Raw genomic sequence first — 19,281 nt, 5'->3', positions numbered from 1 at the left:
TGATGGGTGCGTTGAGAAATGCAGTCCGGCGACACAACGTGTTGGCGAGCGTTCTTTGTTCGTGCCCGGCCGTTTTTTTCGAGCGGCATCCGCAGTTTCTCGGTTGGATACGCTTGAGGATGTCGGCTCGCAAAATTGATGCAACGCGTTACTAGCGTCTCTGTATGCGGCCCGGCCCTTACTGACATTGGAATTATCAACCGACTGCAAAACAATGTCGGCATGACGTCTGTGTTGTCACCGACCTATAACAGCTGTGGCTTTGTCGCATTAATGCTGCCACCGACCATGAAATGCTGGTGCGCTCGCGGTTCCGTCAACGAACCTAGTCCTATCACCGCATCCCCAGTCTTGGAGCATCGAAAATAATCTGCGCAACCAATTTGATCTATATTGACACCAATCGCGAAACCAATTGTATATTGATCGCATGACGATCTTGATTGGTAGCGAATGGTGGTGAACGTGAAAACAACTCCAACACTTGAAACAACCCGTGTTGCTCCTTCGCAGGCGGCTGCTATAGCATGCGATGCTCCCAGCCAACTGTTCATCGGCGGCCAATGGGTCGCCGCAAAAGGCGGCCGGACCTTTGATGTGATCGATCCCTCGACCGCTGATGCAATCGCCACCGTCTGTGACGCCGACATCCCGGACGCAATGGCGGCCGTCGACGCGGCAGAAAAGGCGGCTGCGGCCTGGAAAGCAACTCCGCCGCGCCGGCGCTCGGATGTTCTGATGAAGTGTTTTCACCTTCTTCTCGAACAGGCAGAATGGCTGGCACGACTGATCACAGTTGAAAATGGCAAGGCACTTGCCGACGCAAGATCGGAAGTCGCCTACGCGGCCGAGTTTTTCCGCTGGTATGCCGAAGAGGCGGTAAGATCTCCCGGTGAATTCGGACCTGCACCTTCCGGCGCGAACCAGATCATCGTGAGCCATGAGCCGATTGGTATTGCCGTATTGGTAACGCCTTGGAACTTTCCGGCAGCAATGGCTACGCGCAAAATTGCTCCCGCTTTGGCCGCGGGCTGCACCTGCATCCTGAAACCCGCAGCCGAGACCCCTCTTACGGCGCTGGCGATCGGAGAACTCATGCGACAGGCAGGTGTTCCCGCCGGAGTGGTCAACATCGTTACCACGAAGAAAGCAGGCCCTGTGGTCAGCGCGATGCTGCATGACAAGCGGGTACGGAAGCTGTCGTTCACCGGCTCGACAGGCGTTGGCAGGATCCTGCTGCGCGAGGCGGCGGACCAAGTCGTCAGTTGTTCAATGGAACTGGGCGGCAATGCGCCTTTCATCGTTTTCGATGATGCCGATCTGGAAACCGCTGTCGCCGGCGCAATGGTCGCCAAGATGCGCAACGGCGGTGAGGCTTGTACAGCCGCGAACCGCTTCTACGTGCAAAAGAGCATTCTGGCTGACTTCACGCGTCGTTTCGCGCAAGAGATGGCCGCACTCGAAGTAGGACCAGGCCTGGCCGCGGATAAGCAGCTTGGCCCACTGATCACCGAAGCCGCGGTGGCCAAGGTCGAGCGCCTGGTAGAAGACGCTGTCGCCAAGGGAGCCAACCTGGTTACCGGTGGCAGCAGATTGAGCGGCGAGGGCTTCTATTATCTACCGACCGTCCTCGCCAATGTCTCTGCCGATGCTGAGATACTTCGAGAGGAAATCTTCGGTCCGGTCGCGCCGATCATCGCGTTCGATACTGAAGACGAGGTCGTCGAACTAGCCAACGACACCGAGTATGGATTGGTATCCTATGTCTTTAGCCGGGACCTCAAGCGCGCGCTCGCAGTCGCGGGCAGGCTGGAAAGCGGCATGGTGGGAATCAACCGAGGTGTCGTTTCCGACGCTGCTGCGCCGTTCGGCGGCATGAAACAGAGCGGCCTCGGACGCGAAGGCAGCCACCACGGCATGCTCGAATATCTCGAAACGAAATACATCGCCGCCGCTTGGTAGGGGCGCGATCAACGCAGGTGCGTTTCGCTATGCCACGTAATGGCGTGGGGAAGTCAAGCCGGCTCAAGCCGTCCAAAGGTGACGCGGGTGGCTGAAGCCAGAACCAGGAGAGATAAATGTCGCTACTAAAAACCATCGACCCGAATCCATTGTTCGAGCCGAAGCATAAAACTGCGGAGCCGGATCGCCTCATCGCGGGCAGCCCCGCCTTCAAGACATGGTTGCAGGACACCGCCAAGGACGGCACAGTCAATACCGGCGTCTTCGAGGCCACGCCCGGCGAAACGCACTCCATCAAGGGTGAGACTTTTGAGTTTTGCCATCTCGTCCACGGTGTCATCGAACTGACCGAGAAGGGAAAGGAGCCTATCACTTATCGTGCGGGCGACAGCTTCGTGATGAAGCCCGGCTATGTCGGCGTTTGGAAGACCATAGAGACGGTGCGAAAAATCTTCGTCACCGTAACCTGATCACGGGACTCTCGACGACGGGGCGGAAACGGAGCAATCCGGCAGGCAAGGCCTTCAGATGCTTCCACCCGAAACTGGATGGGCGGTTATCCGCCCATCCGACTTCCAAACTCGAAGGCTTATAAACCAAGCTTGTCGCGGTTCGGCCTAGACATCAATCTTATGCCCCTCTTTCACCAAAACCCGCCGCTGTTGTTTCGAGGTGAGCGCAGAGACCCACGAAATGGATGAACTCATGCAAACGGAATCCGTCGTTCTTGCGCCTTTCGAGGCTCACCATCTGGATGATGCGGTGGCGCTTTCGCGTGCGGCGGGCTGGGCTCACAGGAGAGAAGACTGGGAAATGATATGGTCGCTGAGCCAGGGGCGCGTTGCACTCGTTGGCGACCGGGTCGTGGGAACAGCTCTCATGACTCCCTTCGGCGACACTTGCTCAGCCATCAACATGATCATTGTCGACGAAAGCCAGCGCGGCCGGGGATTGGGAAGAAAATTGACCACCGCCGTGTTGGAACTCGCCGGCGATCGCCAATGCCGTTTGACGGCGACGAATGACGGCTTGCCGCTTTACGAAAAGCTGGGCTTTGTTGCGACACATCAGATCGTCCGCCACCAAGGCATCGTCAATCGCATCAATGCTTCTGAAAATGTTGAGTGGGTCGGGCCCGACGCCCTGCCGGCAATCAAAGCGCTCGATCGTGCGGCGTTCGGCGCCTCCCGCGAGGCATTAAACGATGTCCTGTCGAAGGAGGGAAGGTTCGCGGTCATTCGGAACGATGATCGTATCGTCGCATTCGCGTCGACGCGGTTGTTCGGAAAGGGCGAAGTGGTCGGGCCGGTCGTTGCGGAAAACTTTGAACAGGCGAGGGACTTGTTCGCATTCATCCTCTCCGGCAAGGAAGGTCATTTCGTCCGGATCGACATTCCTGAAGAGACGGGCCTTTCGTCGTCGCTCAAAGGCTGGGGGCTGCCTCAAGAGGGTGGAGTCGTTGCGATGGTTCGAGGTGCTGCGGGCCACCCTCAAACACCAGCGGTTCAGACTTTCTGCCTGGCCAGCCAGGCTATCGGCTGACTTGGTCGGGCGGAAGTCCGTTGATTGCACGTCCATTGTCTCTGGGCGAAACATTAATAATCATGTCTGTACTCTGAGGTGATCGCGAGTGGCGATCACCTCTCCGCATGGTATATCTCGGCAAGGTCGCATAGATCCCAGTTTCCGCCAGACAACACGACACAAACTTTTTCGTCGGGCTCGACATCTATGGCGCCCGCCAACAGCGCTCCCACACCGATGGATGCAGCGGGTTCAGCAATGAGTTTCGCGTCCTTGGCAAGAGCGCGCATCCCGGCAATGATATGCTCGTCTTCAACAAGAATAATTTCGTCCACATACTTTTCGATAATCGGGTAGGGGTTTTGACCCGGAACGCTTATCCTCAAGCCATCCGCAATAGTGTTCTTCAAGGGAAGCGATGTGCGCTCCTTGTTTATGCGGCTCTGAAAATACTTCGGCGTCAGGGCAGGTTCCGCCCCAATGACGCGCACTGATGGCTTTGATTCTTTGATGGCAGTCGCGATTCCCGAGATTAGCCCGCCGCCGCCGATGGGAACAATGACTGAATCTACATCGGCGAGATCCTGCAGAATTTCACAGCCAATTGTGCCCTGACCGGCCATCACGACAGGGTCCTCAAAAGCGTGAACAGCTGCGTATTTGTTTTCTCCAGCGATTTCATACACCCTTTTCCACCTGGCGGCGGTGTCGCCATCGAAAAGAATAACCTCTGCCCCAAGTGCCTTTGTGTTTTCAATTTTGATTTTGGGCGTGGTGACCGGAAGCACCAAAATTGCTTTTACGCCGAGCAACCTGGCAGCATAGGCAATCCCTTGGGCATGATTGCCCGACGACGTTGCGATGATACCGTTCGCGATCTCTTCCCGCGATAGCGAGAGAGCCTTGTTCAGGGCGCCGCGAATTTTGAATGCACCCGTAATCTGCAGGGTTTCCGGCTTGAGATAGAGCTGACAACCAGCGGCGCTTTCCATTTTTTCCGCGCGCAATAGCGGCGTGTGCCTGATGTACGGTTTCAGCCGCTCCTGAGCTTCACGAATGTCTTGAATGGTGGGGTAGTTGCGCATGGTCATCACTCAAAAAACTGAAAGAAAGCGCCGACGTTGTTGGCTATTGCGTTCTGATAGATTTTGTTGGCTGTCGTATTGTCTTGTATGGCCATCCCGGTGGAGTCGAAAATGGTGATTTCGTCATCACTCTCTCGTCCCGGCTTCCTCCCCAACAATACCTCGCCGATTTCGCCGTGGATGTCGTCCTTGGTAATGATGTTTTTATTCAGCGGGTGCCAAGTCTCGCCCTTTTCCGTGCATTGCGAAAGCGAGTCGACGATTATTTTGGCATTTCGGAAAAGCTCCGGATCCAGCTCCTGTTTGCCGCGTTGATCCGTGCCGATCGCAACGATGTGTGTACCGGGTTTTACCCATTCCGCTTCCACAAGCGACCCTTTCCCTCGGGTCGTTGTGATCAAGATGTCGGCCCGCTCGACCGCCTCCTTCTTCGAGCTTGCGACGGTGACGGGAATGCCGAATTCGCGCTCGATGTCCGCCTTGTATTTGGAACTTGTTTCGTAGGTGCTGTCCCAGGCGTGGATCTCTTCGATCTTCAGGATCTCGTTGATCGCACGGATTTGCATTCTTGCCTGATTGCCTGTGCCGATCGACGCGATCGTCCTGGCGTTCTTTCTCGCCAGTGCTTTGACGGAGACGGCTCCCGCCGCCCCGGTTCTGAGGCCAGTGATCAAGCTACCATCCATGATACAAATCAACGCACAGCTCCTGGCATCAAACAGGAGAATGGTGCCCATGCTGTTCGGCACGCCGTGTTCTACCGGGTTGTTGGTGAACCCTCCGGAATGCGCCTTCATAGAGATGATTTCAGCGACCTTATAATAGCCAAGCTTGAAGTCGATCTCGCCACGCCGGGAGGGCAGATGAATCCCGATATAGTCGGGCTGTTCCACCTGAGCGCTGCTGAAGGCCTTGTAAGCCTCTTCGACCGCGCCAATGACCTCTGTCATGCCGATAAGCCGTCCTACGTCATTCTTCTTGAGTAGCAGCGTTTTCATGCGTGACCTCTCTATTTCAATTCATCGGATGCATCGGCGCATCACGACTTGACCCGCACTAATCATATTGGGCCCGCTGTATTTCTATTGGCCGTATCCGCCGGGCCTCAAGCAGATTGTTTTATATCGCATGGCGATTTTGGCAGAGAGTACCGGCAGGCGCTTTCGAAGCTTGGGCGGTGTGTTGGAACTAACCCGCCACCGCGGATCACTGTGACCCGGCACTCACAAGGGGAAATGATGTTTCTCTCCAGCATTTTGTGCTGATGTTCCGAAATCTCCGGGCAATTCGGATGCGAGCGCCGGGCTATGATTGGTCATAACTTAAACAGCTCCCCGCAAAGCAAGGACGAAGCGCATGACCATTTTCCGCCCGAAATACATCACGTTCGATTGCCACGGCACGCTGATCAACTTTCAGATGGCGGAGGCGGCACGCGATCTCTACGCCGAGCGCATGAGCGAGCAGAAAATGCTGCAGTTCATCGCCGACTTCTCTGCGTACCGGCTTGATGAAGTCATGGCCGACTGGAAACCCTATGCGGAGGTCGTGCATAACGCATTGGCGAGGACCTGCAAACGCAATGGCATCCAGTTCAAGAACGAAGACGCGCAGATGGTTTACGAACGCGTTCCCACTTGGGGGCCGCATCCAGACGTTCCGGCCGGTCTTGCCAAGGTGGCAAAGGAAATTCCGTTGGTCATCCTGTCGAATGCAATGAACTCCCAGATCATGTCTAACGTCGAGAAGCTCGGCGCGCCTTTCCACGCGGTTTACACCGCCGAAGAGGCTCAGGCCTATAAGCCGCACTTCCGGGCCTTCGAATATATGCTCGATATGCTTGGCTGCGGACCGGAGGACATACTGCATTGCTCTTCTTCGTTCCGTTACGATCTTATGTCCGCGCACGACCTTGGGATCAAGAACAAGGTCTGGGTCAATCGCGGTCACGAGCCGGCCAATTCCTATTACGGCTACACCGAGATAGCCGGCATCTCGGACTTGCCGGGCGTTGTCGGGCTTTAAGGAAGCCCGAATACATCTGAAAATCTCTCTTCCACCGGTCCGACTGCGAACCTCGGTTGCCGGAGGTAAAGGGCCGAGGGGATTGCGGTGCCGCCGTGTTCGGCGGCGCGATCATGGATCCCGGCACGGGCGAGGTAACAATGCTGGGGCCAGGACAATCGTGCTGAAGGTGGGGACAGTGGTTCAAGCGCCTTCAGTAACATCGCCATCCTTCGCGGAGGTTGGCCGCAGCGGACTGGATGCCATAACGACGGTCGTTTTTGACCATTGCCGTCCGGCTCCAAACAGTGCGAGGGTCTCAATCGTGGGTGCTTGTAACGATGCGTTTCCAGACGACGGCGCGGGTCATCTCGACGGCAACCAGTCGGTCGGCGAGCCATTCACCGAAGCATATTTCAGGGGCGCTGCCGCTATTCTGGCGACTAAGCCGAGCCCTGCCGAGGCGCAGGTGTCCGGTGAGCTGCTGCTGCGCCACTACGGTTTGACGGGAGCGATCAGGGTTCTGTCCTCGGAAGTGGAGTGTACCGCCGAGGTCACTTTGTTGAGCGGCGATCGGTTGATCCTCAAAACGTCAGCGCGGCCGGAAGGACGAGACAGTTTCCGCTTCCAGGTTGCGGCCCTTGCAGGGCTGGAAGACGCTTCCGGTTTCGCAGCACCTCATCTGGTGCGAACCGGCGCCGGTGCGCTGATGTTCGAAGAGGAGGAGATTTGCGGCTACCTGCAGACCCGACTTTCAGGGGTGCCGCTGCACCAGGTGAACGCAACTCCGGACGTCCGCTACCGGGTCGGCCAGGCGCTTGGCAGGCTCAGTTTGGCGCTAGAGCCTCTGAAGCTGCCCGCCATGCATCGCCCGGTACTTTGGCATGTCGGATGCTGGCCGAGGCTAATGGAACTGGAGGAGCATCTGCAATCAGAGCCTGTCGCGACTTCAGTGCGTCTTGCCATGAGCAATTATGTCGAGCTCATCAAGCCGCAACTGCGCGAGGTAGCATGGCAGGTCACGCACAATGACCCCAGCCCCTTTAACACGCTCCTGGCCGGTCAGGGTATCGCGTTCATCGATTTCGGCGATGGCTGCTGGGGTCCTCGGATTCAGGATCTCGTGGTTGCTGCAAGCCACTTGGTAACTGACCCATCTTTGGCTCTCGGCGGCTCAGAAAATCTCATCGCCGGTTATGCTTCGGTGACTCCGCTTTCCACGCTTGAGGCGAAACTGCTGGTCGGATTGATGAAGGCGCGCCAAAGCGCCCTCATCCTCATCAACTACTGGCGAGCCGAGCTGTTTCCGGCCGAGGCGGCATATATCAAGAAAAACGTGGCCAGGGCCGAACGCGGGCTCTCTATCCTATCGGCGTTAAGCGTGGGGGAGGCCGATATGGCTGTGCGTCGCGCAGGTGCTTAGCCCGGCCGCACTTAAACGTCGCGTCGCTCGCCTTGGTATCAGGACGGTAAGCCGCGACCTACTCGCGGATGGAAATCTAAGCAGGATCAAAGCTATGTCCACAGATCTCATGCCCAACCGCTTCACACCCGGGGAAGCCACAATTTCCCCCCGGGAGTCTGAGCTGATCGCCCGGCGCGACAGCGTATTGGGAGCGTCCTACAGGCTCCAATACCGCCGGCCGGTTCATTTCGTTCGGGGCGAGGGCATGTGGCTCTTCGATCCGGACGGACATCCCTATCTCGATTTCTATAACAACGTGCCCTCTCTCGGGCATTGTCACCCAGAGATCAACGCTGCCATGGCAGAACAAGCCAGCCGGATTAGCGCAAACACGCGCTATCTTGAACCGAGGCTGGTCGATTATGCCGAACGGCTCGTGGCCACCTTTCCCCAGGAACTGAATCGCGTTGTCTTTACCTGCACGGGTAGCGAATCGAACGACCTGGCGCTCCGGATTGCAAGGCTGGCCAGCGGCAGCGAAGGTGTGATCGTCTCTTCCCATGCCTATCACGGCACCAGTGCGGCCACCGCGATGGTGTCGCCCAATCTGGGCGATGCCATCAAGCTCAGCCCTGCCGTGCGCATGGTGTCGTTGCACGGTCCCTCGGGCATACCCGAGCGGCAAGCTGCGGCATTCTTTGAAGAACAGGTTCGCTCCGCAATCGCTGATTTGAACCGGCGTGGGATTGGCATCGCGGCCCTTCTCATCGACACGATTTTCTCCAGCGACGGCGTCTGGGTTGACCCTCCTGGCTTCATCGCCGGTGGAGTTAAAGCGGTGCGGGAAGCAGGTGGCCTCGTGATTGCCGATGAAGTTCAACCAGGATTTGGACGGACGGGCACACACATGTGGGGTTTTGGGCGTCACGAAGTTGTGCCTGACCTCGTCACTCTCGGCAAGCCTATGGGCAATGGATTTCCAATCGGCGCGGTTGTTGGCCGCAAGGCACCGATGGATCGCTTTGGAGCAACTGCCCGGTACTCAAACACTTTCGGCGGCAATACCGTCGGGATCGCGGCCGCTGACGCCGTCCTGACCATTTTGCACAGAGATCGCATCCCCGAGCATGCGCATGCCATGGGTGAACGCCTGAAAATGGGGTTGGAGCATCTTGCTAAGCTGCACGGCGGTATCCGCGGCATTCGAAATGCCGGTCTGTTCTTCGGCATCGACATCGGGCTGGATGGAACGGGAGAGGCCAGCCGGCGTGCCATGGCATTGGAGATTGTAAACCTGGTGCGTGACGATGGCGTTCTTATCAGCACGACTGGCGCCAACGAGGATACGCTGAAAGTTCGGCCCCCACTTATTTGCCAGGCGGAGCATGTGGATCGGTTTCTCGAAGCCATGGCGTCCGCGCTCAGGAAGGCCGTTGCGTAGGTGTAACATCGGCTGCCTCGGCAGCCGACCAGGATCGTGCCATTTATCACCGAAAGCTAAGGCCATGAAACTCGATCGGACAGACATCAAGATCCTGCACGTGCTGCAGCAGAATGGTCGAATGACCAATGTGGAGCTTGCTGAGGTTGTCAACCTATCGCCGAGCCCCTGCCTCATGCGCGTCAAGAAGCTGCAGTCGGAGGGCTATATCGAAGGCTACACGGCGCAGATCAATGTCGCCAAGTTGGGGCCGGCGCTATTGGTGTTTACTGAGGTCACGCTGAAGAACCACCGGCAGACCGACTTTGCACGCTTCCTCACTGCTATCGAAAAGATCGAGCAACTCATCGAGTGCCATGTGATCTCGGGCGGCTACGACTATCTCTTGAAATTCGTGGCTACCGGCATAGGCGAATATCAGGAGATCATGGAGCGGTTGGTCGAGTTGGACGTCGGTATCGACAAGTATTTCAGCTACGTGGTGCTGAAATCGCCGATCCGCAGGGCGCAACTGCCGCTGACGAAACTGTTTCAACCATAGGCTCCGATAAACTCCTCGCCCTTTCTCCGGGCGATCCAATCTCTAGAGACAAGGCGCGCCACCATGAAGTTTTTATCCTACTGGCACGACACTGCTCCGGCTTTTGCCGAGGCCGAAGAGGGTCCGATCGATGGCCATTACGACGTCGCGGTGGTCGGCGGAGGCTTCACCGGTCTTGGCGCCGCCCGGCAACTCGCAAAGGCGGGTGCCAAAGTCGTCGTGCTGGAAGCCGAGACGGTGGGCTGGGGCGCCTCCGGCCGCAATGGCGGTCACTTGAACAACGGGCTTGCGCATAGCTATCTGGCGGCAAAGGCGGAGCTTGGCAAGGAGCGCGCGATTGCGCTTTACAAGGCGCTGGACGACTCGATCGACACCATCGAGGCTCTAATCGAAGAGGAGAGAATTGATTGCAGCTTCCGCCGCACCGGTAAGCTGAAGCTCGCTTCAAAGCCCCAGCATTTCCAAGCGATCGCCCGCAACTTCGAAGCCGTGCACGCCGAAGTCGATCCGGACACGGCGTTGCTTAGCGCAGACGACCTGAAGCAGGAAATCGGCTCGCCCTTCCACGGAGCGATGCTATCGAAGAAGAGCGCGATGATGCATATGGGTCGCTACGTCATAGGGCTCGCCGAGGCAGCGAAGCGTCACGGCGCGACGATCTTCGAGAACGCGGCCGTCACGGGCCATCGGCAGGCGGACCGCCGTCATCATCTGAAAACCGGCCGCGGCAGCGTCACCGCCGATGCGGTGCTTGTTGCCACCGGCGCCTATACCCCCTCGACCTTCGGCTATTTTCGGCGCCGGATCATTGCGGTAGGCAGCTTCATCATTGCCACGCGGCCGCTGACCGAAGCGGAGATCGCGGCGACGATGCCCGGCAACCGCACCTGCGTCACGTCGAAGAATATCGGCAACTATTTTCGGCTCTCGCCCGATAACCGGCTGATCTTCGGAGGCCGCGCGCGCTTCTCGGCAACTTCCGACCACGGGTCGGACCCCAAGATCGGCGCGACCCTAAAGGCAAGCCTCGCTGAGATCTTCCCGCAACTCGCCAGTGTCGAGATCGACTATTGCTGGGGCGGGCTCGTCGACATAACCAAGGACCGGTTCCCGCGCGCCGGCTGTCATGACGGCGTCTGGTACGCCATGGGTTACTCCGGCCATGGCGCCCAGCTTTCGACCCATCTCGGAATGCTGATCGCCGACGCGATCCTCGGCCGGCCCGACTGCAATCCGATGAAGGGGCTCCAATGGCCAGCCGTCCCGGGGCACTTCGGAACCCCCTGGTTCCTGCCGCTGGTCGGCATGTATTACAAGATGCTGGACAGCGTCGGCTAGGGACTTCTTGTCCTAGCCTCGTCGTCCGCCATGATCAGAGCCCGCCGACCTCGACTCTGGAGCCGTCAAAGAAGCGCGACAGCCGGAAGGGCGTGGGATCAACGCAAGGCCTATCGTTAGCAATCAGATCAGCGGCGAGGCGGCCGATGCCCGGGCCAATGCCGAAGCCATGGCCGGAACCGCCAGCGGCCAAATAAAGGCCTTTCACATGATCAGACGCCGAGATAACGGGCACCGCGTCCGGTGTGCAATCCACATAGGCGCCCCAACTGTCAGCGATTTCGATACCCGCAAGCGCCGGGAACTGCTCGGTGACGCCCTTCAGGATAGCGGCGATCGTCCGGCGGCTCGGTCTTGGATCGAGAACACGGATTTGCTCGAAAGGCGAAAGCGTATCGTTGGTCCAGCTCGCCAATGCTTCCGGTCCATGGAACATGGACTTGCCAACACCAATCTGGACCGCTTTCAGTCGCTTCAGAAACATCGGCATGAACCAGCGCGCGTAGCGCAGGCCCTGTGGCGTAATATCCAAGGTCGCTCTACCGCTGATAGCGAGCGTGTAACTGCCGTCCAACCTGCGGGTCAGCGAGCACTCAGGCGTATAGATCGCCTCGCCGAGATTGATTGTGGGTCGTGTACGAATTGCAGTCTGGCGCACGCTTGCCTGCGGAAACTGCACGCCGTACTGGCGACAGAACAAGGAGGTCCACGCACCGCCGGCGTTCAGAACGGCCTGCGACCTGATGATCCCTTTTTCGGTGATGATGCCAGCAACTGCACCATTGACGATATCGAGACCCCGTGCCGCGCATTCCTGGTGGATAGTCGCTCCGAATTTACGGGCACCATTCGCGATGGTCGGCGCCGCAATGGCGGGTTCTCCCTTGCCATCATCGACTGAATGGACGCCGCCGAGCCAGCGGCGGCCTTGCGCGGGAATTCTGTCATGCGCCTCCCGGGCAGTTAGCATCTTGGTATTGACGTTGAATTGCCGTGCAAGATCAAGCCATTGTTCCCATTCCGCCAGTTGCTGTGGGTTGTCTGTCGCATAGAACAGACCGCATTGGCGGAACCCGACGTCTTCCTCGATTTTGGTTGCAAACTGATCCCACGCCTGCATGGAAATTCCCGAGAGCGGCAGTTCGCGCTCATCACGGTTCTGCCGGCGGCACCAGCCCCAGTTTCGGCTGGACTGCTCACCGCCGATATAACCCTTCTCGACCAGGGCAACGGAGAGCCCTCGCTCTGCGAGAAAAAATGTCGCCGACGCACCGATAATGCCGCCACCGATGACGACGACGTCGGCCTTCGCGGGAAGCTCTTGATCGCTCTGTATGCATTTGAGGAGTGGTGACATCGTGGCTGACCTGAATTGATTAGTCGGAGCTGTTTTCTGCCTGCCGCGCAGGAGCGTCTTGCGCGAGCACGGCGATCGCGTCGATCTCGACGAGATAGCCGTAGTGGAGTTCGGGCACCGGAACCACGGTGCGCGCCGGGCGCGCCTCTCCCAGCCGCGCTGCATAAACCTGGTTGAAGCGCGGCCAGTTGCTGACGCCGACGATGTAGGCAGTCACCCTGATGAGATCGTCCGGGGTTCCGCCTGAGGCTTCCAGGACCGCCAGCATGTTGTCGATGGCCTGCCCCGCCTGCGTCTCGAAGCTATCGTCGGAAAGCGGCGCCCCATCCGGCCGGATCGGGAGCTGCCCTGATACATAAAGGTGCTGGCCCGCCAGTTTTGCCTGGACATAATGACCGGCCGGGCTGGGCGCGCGATCGGTATTTACGGTTATGAGGTTCGACATCACCAGCCTCCGAAACGCGGCCAACAAGCCTCAACGGCATGCGAGCCACTGCGGACAACATGATAGACGGGGTGCTGCGCAGCGGTTGCGCATGCGTGGTTCGGCAGGATCCGCACCCGGTCTCCGATCGCCAGATCGGGAAGTCGAGCGTCCGAGCCGGGCCGCACCGCGATGATGCCATGCTCCTGGTTCGCATCGGCAACGATGATGTCCTGGTAGGCATTGCCGTCGATGTCACTGACGAGGCCATATCCCTGGTCGATGGCCTGCCTGCTTGTGCCGCGGTCCCGCGACAAAGACATCCATCCGCCATCGGTTATGATCCAACCCTTCTCGCGCTGGTGTCCGATAACCGTCGCAAGAACGCTGAGCGCGATGTCATCGACCTGGCAAATTCCGATGCCTGCCATCACCAGATCGAAGAACACGAACACCCCGGCGCGGACTTCGGTCACGCCTGTTAGATCCTTCGCATGATGGGCCGTCGGCGTCGAACCGACGCTGACGACCGGGCACGGCAGACCCGCGCCACGAAGAAGCTGCGCGGCTTTAACAACGGCCAACCGCTCCGCCTCCGCATAGCGCTGCTGCGCGTGGTCGCCTCCACCTTTGTAGCTATCGCCGGCATGGGTCAAAACGCCACGCAGCTCCGCGCCTGCCGCCAGCGTCTGCCCAATCTCCAGCAACTGCGCGTGATTGCCAGGCACTACACCCGAGCGGTGGCCATCGCAATCGATCTCGATCATGGCTGGGATCCGCATTCCGGCGTCTCGGGACGCCTCGGCAACCGCCTGCGCCTGTTCGACGGTATCCAGTACCACCACGAGATCGACGCCCTTGGCGCGCAGCTCGGCGACACGCGCGAGCTTTGAAGGAGCGATGCCGACGGCATAGATCATGTCGCGAACGCCAGCGGCCGCGAACTGCTCCGCTTCCTTCAGCGTCGAGACGGTCGCCGGTCCCTCTGGCGCACTCATGAACCGCCGGGCAACGTCAATCGACTTCGCCGTCTTCAGATGCGGTCGCAGCGACACGCCGAGGTCATCGAGCGGGTTCCTGAGCCGCTTGATATTGCGGTCCATCCGGTCCGCATCCAGAACCAGACAGGGCGTTTCCAACGTCTCAAGCGTGGTCGTGGCTGCCAAGCCAGGGGAGGGGGCGAACGTCGCTAGATCCATTTGTCGGGTCTCCAAATTCGAAACTCACCTTGTCGCCAAATCGTAAAGACGGCAATTAATGATCGGTGAAGCTGCGATTCAGGTGCGCCTTAATACCGATGGTGCAATACCATCCGCGTCAGCTTGAATCCGCTCGAGAACGTTGATCTCCGCCTCGATCTCCAATCGCAGATCGGCACTGCCGGAAAAAGCGCCATTGAAAGCCGCCGTTCCGATGGTAAAGCCTGCAGCACCAGACCGTACGACCGCCGCCATCCTTTCAGGGCTGTCTATCGATCCGGCAACAACCACAGGCTTGGCCACGGCCTCGCACACCCGCGTCATCAGCGCTTCGACATCGCCGCCGAAGCGATAGGCGAGCAGATCGAGACCGCTGACGCCGTTGATCGCCGTCAAATGCCGGGCACTTTCCACAATTGTGTCGATCGTCCCTTCGAGCTTGCTCGGATGACCGACGATCTTGCCGGGGAACGGATAGTATCGGATGTTTCGCCCAGCAATAACTGGGAGAACGACATGTGGTCGGGTGCCACCCATCAAGATATCGACGCCAAGGTCGACCGCGGCCTGCGCGGATCGTCGCTCGCTCTCCTCATCGAGGCTGACCACTTCGAGGTAGAGCGTGGCACCCGCCGTCTTGATTGCCGAAGCAAGGCCCAAGAGTTTATCGAATGGCAGGCCAATATCCTTGAACCCCACATGTCTGATGCCGGCGGCAAGCACATCCTGGAGGCGCTCGGCCGCGTCGGCAACGGTGCGGTCCTGGTTGGTCAACATAAATATGAAGTCGAGAGAAGTCTGGGGCATCGAAAGCGCTCCTAGATTGCGTTGAGAAGCAGCGCCTGATCGAAGGCGTAGCGTAGTGAGGAATGGTCGGCTGTACCTTGGCCGGCGATGTCGAATGCAGTGCCGTGATCGACGCTGGTCCGGATGAAGGGCAAGCCGATGGTGACGTTGACGCCTTTGTCGATGCCGAGATACTTGACCGGAATGAGGCCCTGGTCGTGATATTGCGCAACGACGATATCGAACTCGCCCCTGCGGGCCCGCATGAAAATCGTGTCTCCTGGCCATGGACCAGACGCGTTTATTCCAAGTTCCTGAGCCCGGCTGATTGCCGGCGCGATAACGTCGAGATCTTCGCGTCCGAACATGCCGTTTTCACCGGCATGGGGATTGAGGCCGGCGACGGCAACGCGTGGCGACGAAATGCCATAAGCCTTGCCTGCCCGGTGCGCCAATTCGATCGTTCTGAGCACAGAATCCTTCGTCACAAGGTCGATGGCGTCGCGCAACGAGACGTGGATCGTGACCAGGATGACACGCAGCTCGTCGTTTGCCAGCATCATCGCGAACTTGCCGGTCCCCGACCGTTCTGCAAGGATTTCAGTATGGCCGGGATAATTGAGCCCCCCCATTTTCATCGCTTCCTTGTTGATCGGCGCGGTGACGATGCCCTTGATGTTGCCTGCCAGCGCTTCGTCGATAGCCCTCACAACATACTCGTAGCTGGCGCGGCCAGCGCGCGCGTCCACCTGACCGATCGGCAAATCGTCAGGTAGATCCGAAACGTTGAGTACGGCCATGAGCTTGCCGTCTGGAACAGCCTCATCGACCGAAGTGACGGGTTGCACCTGGAGCGGGAGACCGAGGAGTCGGACAGCACGCTTCATCACCTTGGAATCGCCGATCACCACCGCGTGCTCAGGCAGTCCATCCGCAAAAATGCGTGCGACGATTTCCGGGCCGATCCCGCAAGGATCACCCATGGTTATTCCGATAGGCTTCTTCATTTCTTATCTCCAAGCCAGAGGCCCCGAAGCAATTCCGCTGATTTCAGCAGGACATTCGACGAACCGAAGCCGCCCGCTTTTGTGATGATGTGAATGGGATGCGATCCGCTCGTGCGCCCAACCGGAATTCCTGGCTCGATCTCGCCCAAAAGTTCGAGCGAACCAATCTCAAGTACGCCCAACACGGATTCGGCAGTGTCGCCGCCGGTCACGAAGAGCCCGGTCACGGGATTACGCTCCAGGAGCATGCGCACCGCCTGGCCAAGAGCGATTGCGATGAACCGAGGCTCGGCCGAGGTGCCGCGCTCAGACGTTGTTAGAATGACATCTCCGGTAGACCCAGATTGGCTATATTGCGCAACGGCGCTTTCGGCGGCGAGAACGGGGGAGTGAGACGCCTGCTCGGCGTCGACCACGATCTGCCGCACGTTGCCAGTCCTCATCAGCCTTAAGCATTGCTCGCGGCTCAGAGGGTTGACGCTGCCGATGACGAAGAGATTGAGCGCCGCCTTGGTGGTCGACGGTGCGATGTGGTCAGCGGGGCCAACATAGTCCGCCAAGGCAGTCGCCAATCCCGGAGAACCACACCAAAGAATGGACCTAGGATCGGCCGCCGATTTCACCAGCACGGCCAGGTCGTCCTGAGTTTCTGCATCGGCTATCAGTAACTTGCTGTCATCCGCGACAAGTTCGCCGGACTTTAATGCACGAACTTCCGCAAGCCCAAGAAAACGCACTTCCGCGTCCGGAATATCCCGGAACAGCGCCCGAAGATGAGAGTCTGTTATAGGATGGAGCGGGTCCCTCGCAAATTCGGTCTTTTCCAACGGCACGCCACGCAGAAGCTGACGCCCTCCTTCAGTCGTTCGCCCGCCCGCTGGGAAGGCCGGAGCGACGATTGCAACGGCCCGACCGGATGACGCACGTGCAGCAGATACTTCAGCTCCAACGTGGCCTCGAATGGTGGAATCGACAGTGTTGTAAAGGATCTCCGCCGACGCCAGGCTTTTTGCCGCCAGCGTCGCCCGATCGACAGCGTCCTCAATGGATACTGCGCGGCTTGCCTTGTTCACCGAGATGACCGCAGCATTTTCCAGAGACGATCGCTGATAGTTGTTGAAGACCAAGCATCTGTGCCCCATGCTCACGAATGGTGCGGCGCCATCCGTTGCGCTCGTCAGATCGTCGGCGAGAATTCCTACCTTCAAAATTTCTCTCCCGTCGGTGATCAATGTGACGAGATACTATTAGCGCTATTGCTTCTGCCAAAAAAACGATGAATTCTGACAGAAATCCGTAACTTCAAGTCACAGATATGGCCGCGCGAGTCCCTGCATTATCCGCACTGAGAGCCTTTGAATCCGCTGCACGTCACTTGAATTTCGGACGCGCCGGCGATGAATTGTTTGTGACGCACAGCGCCATCAGCAAGCAAGTCCGCTTGCTTGAGGAAGACCTTGGCGTAGATCTTTTCGAACGAAGAAACAGGGCCGTTTTCCTCACCGACGCGGGGCGTCGCCTCCTTGTCACGATGAGTGAGGTGCTTCGCCAGATCAGCGATTGTTGCGAGGAAATAAGAGTTGGCGGTTCGGCGCCGCTGGTGGTCTCATGCGAGCCGACATTCACGCAGCGGTGGCTGATCCCTCGCCTCCCACAATTCAATGCACTTCATCCGGATGTCGAGGTTCATGTATTGGCCGCTGGTGGTCCGGTGAGCTTCGACAGGAATCATATTGATTTAGCGCTACGGAGAAGCGATTTCAGCTGGTCGCCGGAGCTCTTTGTGGAAACGGTCGTCGAAGAACGTGTCGGCCCCGTATGCGCGCCACGTCTGTTGGCTTCCGGCAGCGATGATATTCTTTCCTTGCCTCGCATTCATTCGGCCACCCGGCGAGATGCGTGGGCGCGATACATCGCCGATAATCAACTCGCAGATCCAAATCCAACCGGGAACCAGGTATTCGAACATTTTTATCTGAGCATTGAGGCGGCAATCGCTGGCTTAGGTGCAGCAATCGGCCCAGAGCCGTTGGTAGCCGATGCTGTAGAAAGCGGGCAACTGGTGGCGCCGCGGGGATACTCCGGCAACGGATACAGCTACATTCTTTTGAGCCGCCTCCCGTTCGAAGGCGATGCTAGGAAACGAAACTTCCTCTCCTGGCTTCGGCGGCAGTTTGGTCCCTGAAGCGCGCAGTCTAGTCAGAACCTTGAGGCTGATGTTCCGCTACGAGAGATAGTGGGGCTAATGAGCGAATCGTGGAGATCGCAGCCGCGGACGGCCGCAGCGGACAACGCGACGGCGTGCTTAACATACCAATCGCTCAGCCCAAGTTCAGATGCTGGGGCCCAGTATGTTTGCTCTGGCTTCGATAATATGGTCGTACATGTTTCGCTCAGCCTCTCTGCTGTCGCGGTCTTTGATTGCGTCGAGAATCGCCTGATGGCTGACGATATAGGTCGCCATGCGCTCAGAGGTCAGCGACTGTTCTTTCATTTTTCCCCAGAGGTTTCCCGCCCGTACCGCGTGAATGCCTTCATAGAGCGAGGCAAGAAGACCGTTACGAGCGGCTTGGACGATGATGCGATGAAAGACGGCGTCCCATTTCTCGAATTCAACTAGGGATTCCGACGTGCTGCCTCGCGCGATTGATTTCTGCATTTCTTCGACTTCCTGCCTTGTCGCCCGCAACGCTGCCAAGGCAGCGATCTTGGGTTCAATGATCAGCCGCGCCTCGAAAACTTCCGCCGGATAGGTGCGCAATGTGTCCCCTTCATTGGTTGCCGGCCGGCGAAGGGCGCTGGAGCCTACGCCGCTGCCGGCGATAAAGGTGCCTCTGCCGACGTGCCTGATCAGGCGGCCTTCCTTCTCCAATGAACTGAGCATCCTTCTGAGGGCGGTACGCGGCAGCCCGAGTTTCAGCGCCAAGTCACGCTCGGGGGGCAGGCGATCGCCTGGTTCCAGACCTTCCGCCTCAATGAAATCCTTCAAAACCACGCTCATGTGACCTCCACAACAATTATTTTGCGAAACCAATTTGATCTATATTGACACCAATGGCAATACCAATCTTATATTGATCATCGAACCAAGGCCGATTGGTAGCGAATGGTGCCAAGTTCAGGAGCTGTGCACCTGCTCGAACAGATTATGCGGCAGCATGCATAAATCGGCGAAAAACTTCAAACGAGAAGCTGCGCAGAGGAGTTA

18 protein-coding genes are annotated in these 19,281 nt (G+C 58.4%); 9 read left to right on the top strand and 9 right to left on the bottom strand.

Features of this window, described 5'->3' with window-relative positions; all coding sequences use genetic code 11:
• The first annotated feature begins 453 nt into the window (after positions 1 to 453).
• From N2A41_RS28680 to N2A41_RS28670, 3 genes are all read left to right on the top strand, one after another.
• On the top strand, positions 454 to 1,962 hold the full coding sequence (locus N2A41_RS28680; protein WP_260111491.1) for an NAD-dependent succinate-semialdehyde dehydrogenase: 1,509 nt from the start codon (positions 454 to 456) through the stop codon (positions 1,960 to 1,962).
• Positions 1,963 to 2,078: 116 nt separating this feature from the next.
• Positions 2,079 to 2,432 carry a cupin domain-containing protein gene (locus tag N2A41_RS28675; protein ID WP_260111490.1) on the top strand — a complete coding sequence of 118 codons (354 nt, stop codon included), beginning with the start codon at positions 2,079 to 2,081 and terminating at the stop codon, positions 2,430 to 2,432.
• A gap of 235 nt (positions 2,433 to 2,667) precedes the next feature.
• Positions 2,668 to 3,504, top strand: coding sequence for a GNAT family N-acetyltransferase (locus N2A41_RS28670; protein WP_441005727.1), 837 nt, complete (start codon positions 2,668 to 2,670; stop codon positions 3,502 to 3,504).
• Between the two features lie 95 nt (positions 3,505 to 3,599).
• On the opposite strand, the gene N2A41_RS28665 is transcribed toward N2A41_RS28670, so the two are convergent.
• Together N2A41_RS28665 and N2A41_RS28660 are read right to left on the bottom strand one after the other, a co-directional pair.
• Positions 3,600 to 4,577: a threonine/serine dehydratase gene (locus tag N2A41_RS28665; RefSeq protein WP_260111488.1), complete on the bottom strand. Its 978-nt coding sequence runs from the start codon at positions 4,575 to 4,577 to the stop codon at positions 3,600 to 3,602.
• The gene (locus N2A41_RS28660) at positions 4,577 to 5,569 is read right to left on the bottom strand and encodes an ornithine cyclodeaminase family protein (protein ID WP_260111487.1); all 993 of its coding nucleotides are present in this window, start codon (positions 5,567 to 5,569) and stop codon (positions 4,577 to 4,579) included. The genes N2A41_RS28665 and N2A41_RS28660 overlap by 1 nt, the downstream gene beginning before the upstream one ends.
• 358 nt (positions 5,570 to 5,927) lie before the next feature.
• Here N2A41_RS28660 and N2A41_RS28655 point away from each other — a divergent pair, with 358 nt between their 5' ends.
• The 5 genes from N2A41_RS28655 (at position 5,928) to N2A41_RS28635 (ending at position 11,300) form a co-directional block, all read left to right on the top strand.
• Entirely contained in the window at positions 5,928 to 6,596 is a 669-nt protein-coding gene (locus N2A41_RS28655; protein WP_260111486.1) for a haloacid dehalogenase type II, read from the top strand.
• 160 nt (positions 6,597 to 6,756) lie between these two features.
• A complete protein-coding gene (locus N2A41_RS28650) occupies positions 6,757 to 7,998 on the top strand; it encodes a phosphotransferase enzyme family protein (RefSeq protein ID WP_260111485.1) in 1,242 nt (413 codons plus the stop codon).
• 94 nt (positions 7,999 to 8,092) lie between these two features.
• The gene (locus N2A41_RS28645; RefSeq protein WP_260111484.1) at positions 8,093 to 9,421 is read left to right on the top strand and encodes an aspartate aminotransferase family protein; all 1,329 of its coding nucleotides are present in this window, start codon (positions 8,093 to 8,095) and stop codon (positions 9,419 to 9,421) included.
• A 64-nt stretch (positions 9,422 to 9,485) separates the two neighbouring features.
• Positions 9,486 to 9,962 (top strand): Lrp/AsnC family transcriptional regulator, encoded by a 477-nt coding sequence (locus tag N2A41_RS28640; protein WP_260111483.1) that lies wholly within the window; start codon positions 9,486 to 9,488, stop codon positions 9,960 to 9,962.
• Positions 9,963 to 10,025: 63 nt separating this feature from the next.
• Entirely contained in the window at positions 10,026 to 11,300 is a 1,275-nt protein-coding gene (locus N2A41_RS28635) for an NAD(P)/FAD-dependent oxidoreductase (protein ID WP_260111482.1), read from the top strand.
• 34 nt (positions 11,301 to 11,334) lie between these two features.
• Here N2A41_RS28635 and N2A41_RS28630 read toward each other — a convergent pair whose 3' ends face one another.
• The 6 genes from N2A41_RS28630 to N2A41_RS28605 form a co-directional block, all read right to left on the bottom strand.
• Positions 11,335 to 12,657, bottom strand: a complete 1,323-nt coding sequence (locus N2A41_RS28630; protein WP_260111810.1) for an NAD(P)/FAD-dependent oxidoreductase — start codon at positions 12,655 to 12,657, stop codon at positions 11,335 to 11,337.
• 19 nt (positions 12,658 to 12,676) lie between these two features.
• On the bottom strand, positions 12,677 to 13,102 hold the full coding sequence (locus N2A41_RS28625) for a RidA family protein (protein WP_260111481.1): 426 nt from the start codon (positions 13,100 to 13,102) through the stop codon (positions 12,677 to 12,679).
• On the bottom strand, positions 13,102 to 14,280 hold the full coding sequence (locus tag N2A41_RS28620) for an alanine racemase (RefSeq protein ID WP_260111809.1): 1,179 nt from the start codon (positions 14,278 to 14,280) through the stop codon (positions 13,102 to 13,104). Before N2A41_RS28620 ends, N2A41_RS28625 begins: the two co-directional genes overlap by 1 nt.
• Positions 14,281 to 14,358: 78 nt before the next feature.
• Positions 14,359 to 15,087, bottom strand: a complete 729-nt coding sequence (locus tag N2A41_RS28615) for a 4-hydroxythreonine-4-phosphate dehydrogenase (protein ID WP_260111480.1) — start codon at positions 15,085 to 15,087, stop codon at positions 14,359 to 14,361.
• 11 nt (positions 15,088 to 15,098) lie between these two features.
• On the bottom strand, positions 15,099 to 16,073 hold the full coding sequence (gene pdxA / locus N2A41_RS28610) for a 4-hydroxythreonine-4-phosphate dehydrogenase PdxA (protein ID WP_260111479.1): 975 nt from the start codon (positions 16,071 to 16,073) through the stop codon (positions 15,099 to 15,101).
• Positions 16,070 to 17,281: a four-carbon acid sugar kinase family protein gene (locus N2A41_RS28605; protein WP_260111478.1), complete on the bottom strand. Its 1,212-nt coding sequence runs from the start codon at positions 17,279 to 17,281 to the stop codon at positions 16,070 to 16,072. The genes pdxA and N2A41_RS28605 overlap by 4 nt, the downstream gene beginning before the upstream one ends.
• Before the next feature lie 107 nt (positions 17,282 to 17,388).
• On the opposite strand from N2A41_RS28605, the gene N2A41_RS28600 reads away from it, so the two are divergent.
• Positions 17,389 to 18,258, top strand: coding sequence for a LysR substrate-binding domain-containing protein (locus N2A41_RS28600; protein WP_168293054.1), 870 nt, complete (start codon positions 17,389 to 17,391; stop codon positions 18,256 to 18,258).
• Positions 18,259 to 18,405: 147 nt separating this feature from the next.
• On the opposite strand, the gene N2A41_RS28595 is transcribed toward N2A41_RS28600, so the two are convergent.
• Positions 18,406 to 19,074, bottom strand: coding sequence for a FadR/GntR family transcriptional regulator (locus N2A41_RS28595; RefSeq protein WP_222281999.1), 669 nt, complete (start codon positions 19,072 to 19,074; stop codon positions 18,406 to 18,408).
• Between the last annotated feature and the right edge of the window lie 207 nt (positions 19,075 to 19,281).

The organism is Rhizobium sp. SRDI969 (assembly GCF_025152725.1).
Taxonomy (GTDB): Bacteria; Pseudomonadota; Alphaproteobacteria; order Rhizobiales; family Rhizobiaceae; genus Rhizobium; species Rhizobium leguminosarum_I.
Note: the sequence above shows the minus strand (reverse complement) of the source record. Positions and strands in the feature narration are given on the sequence as shown.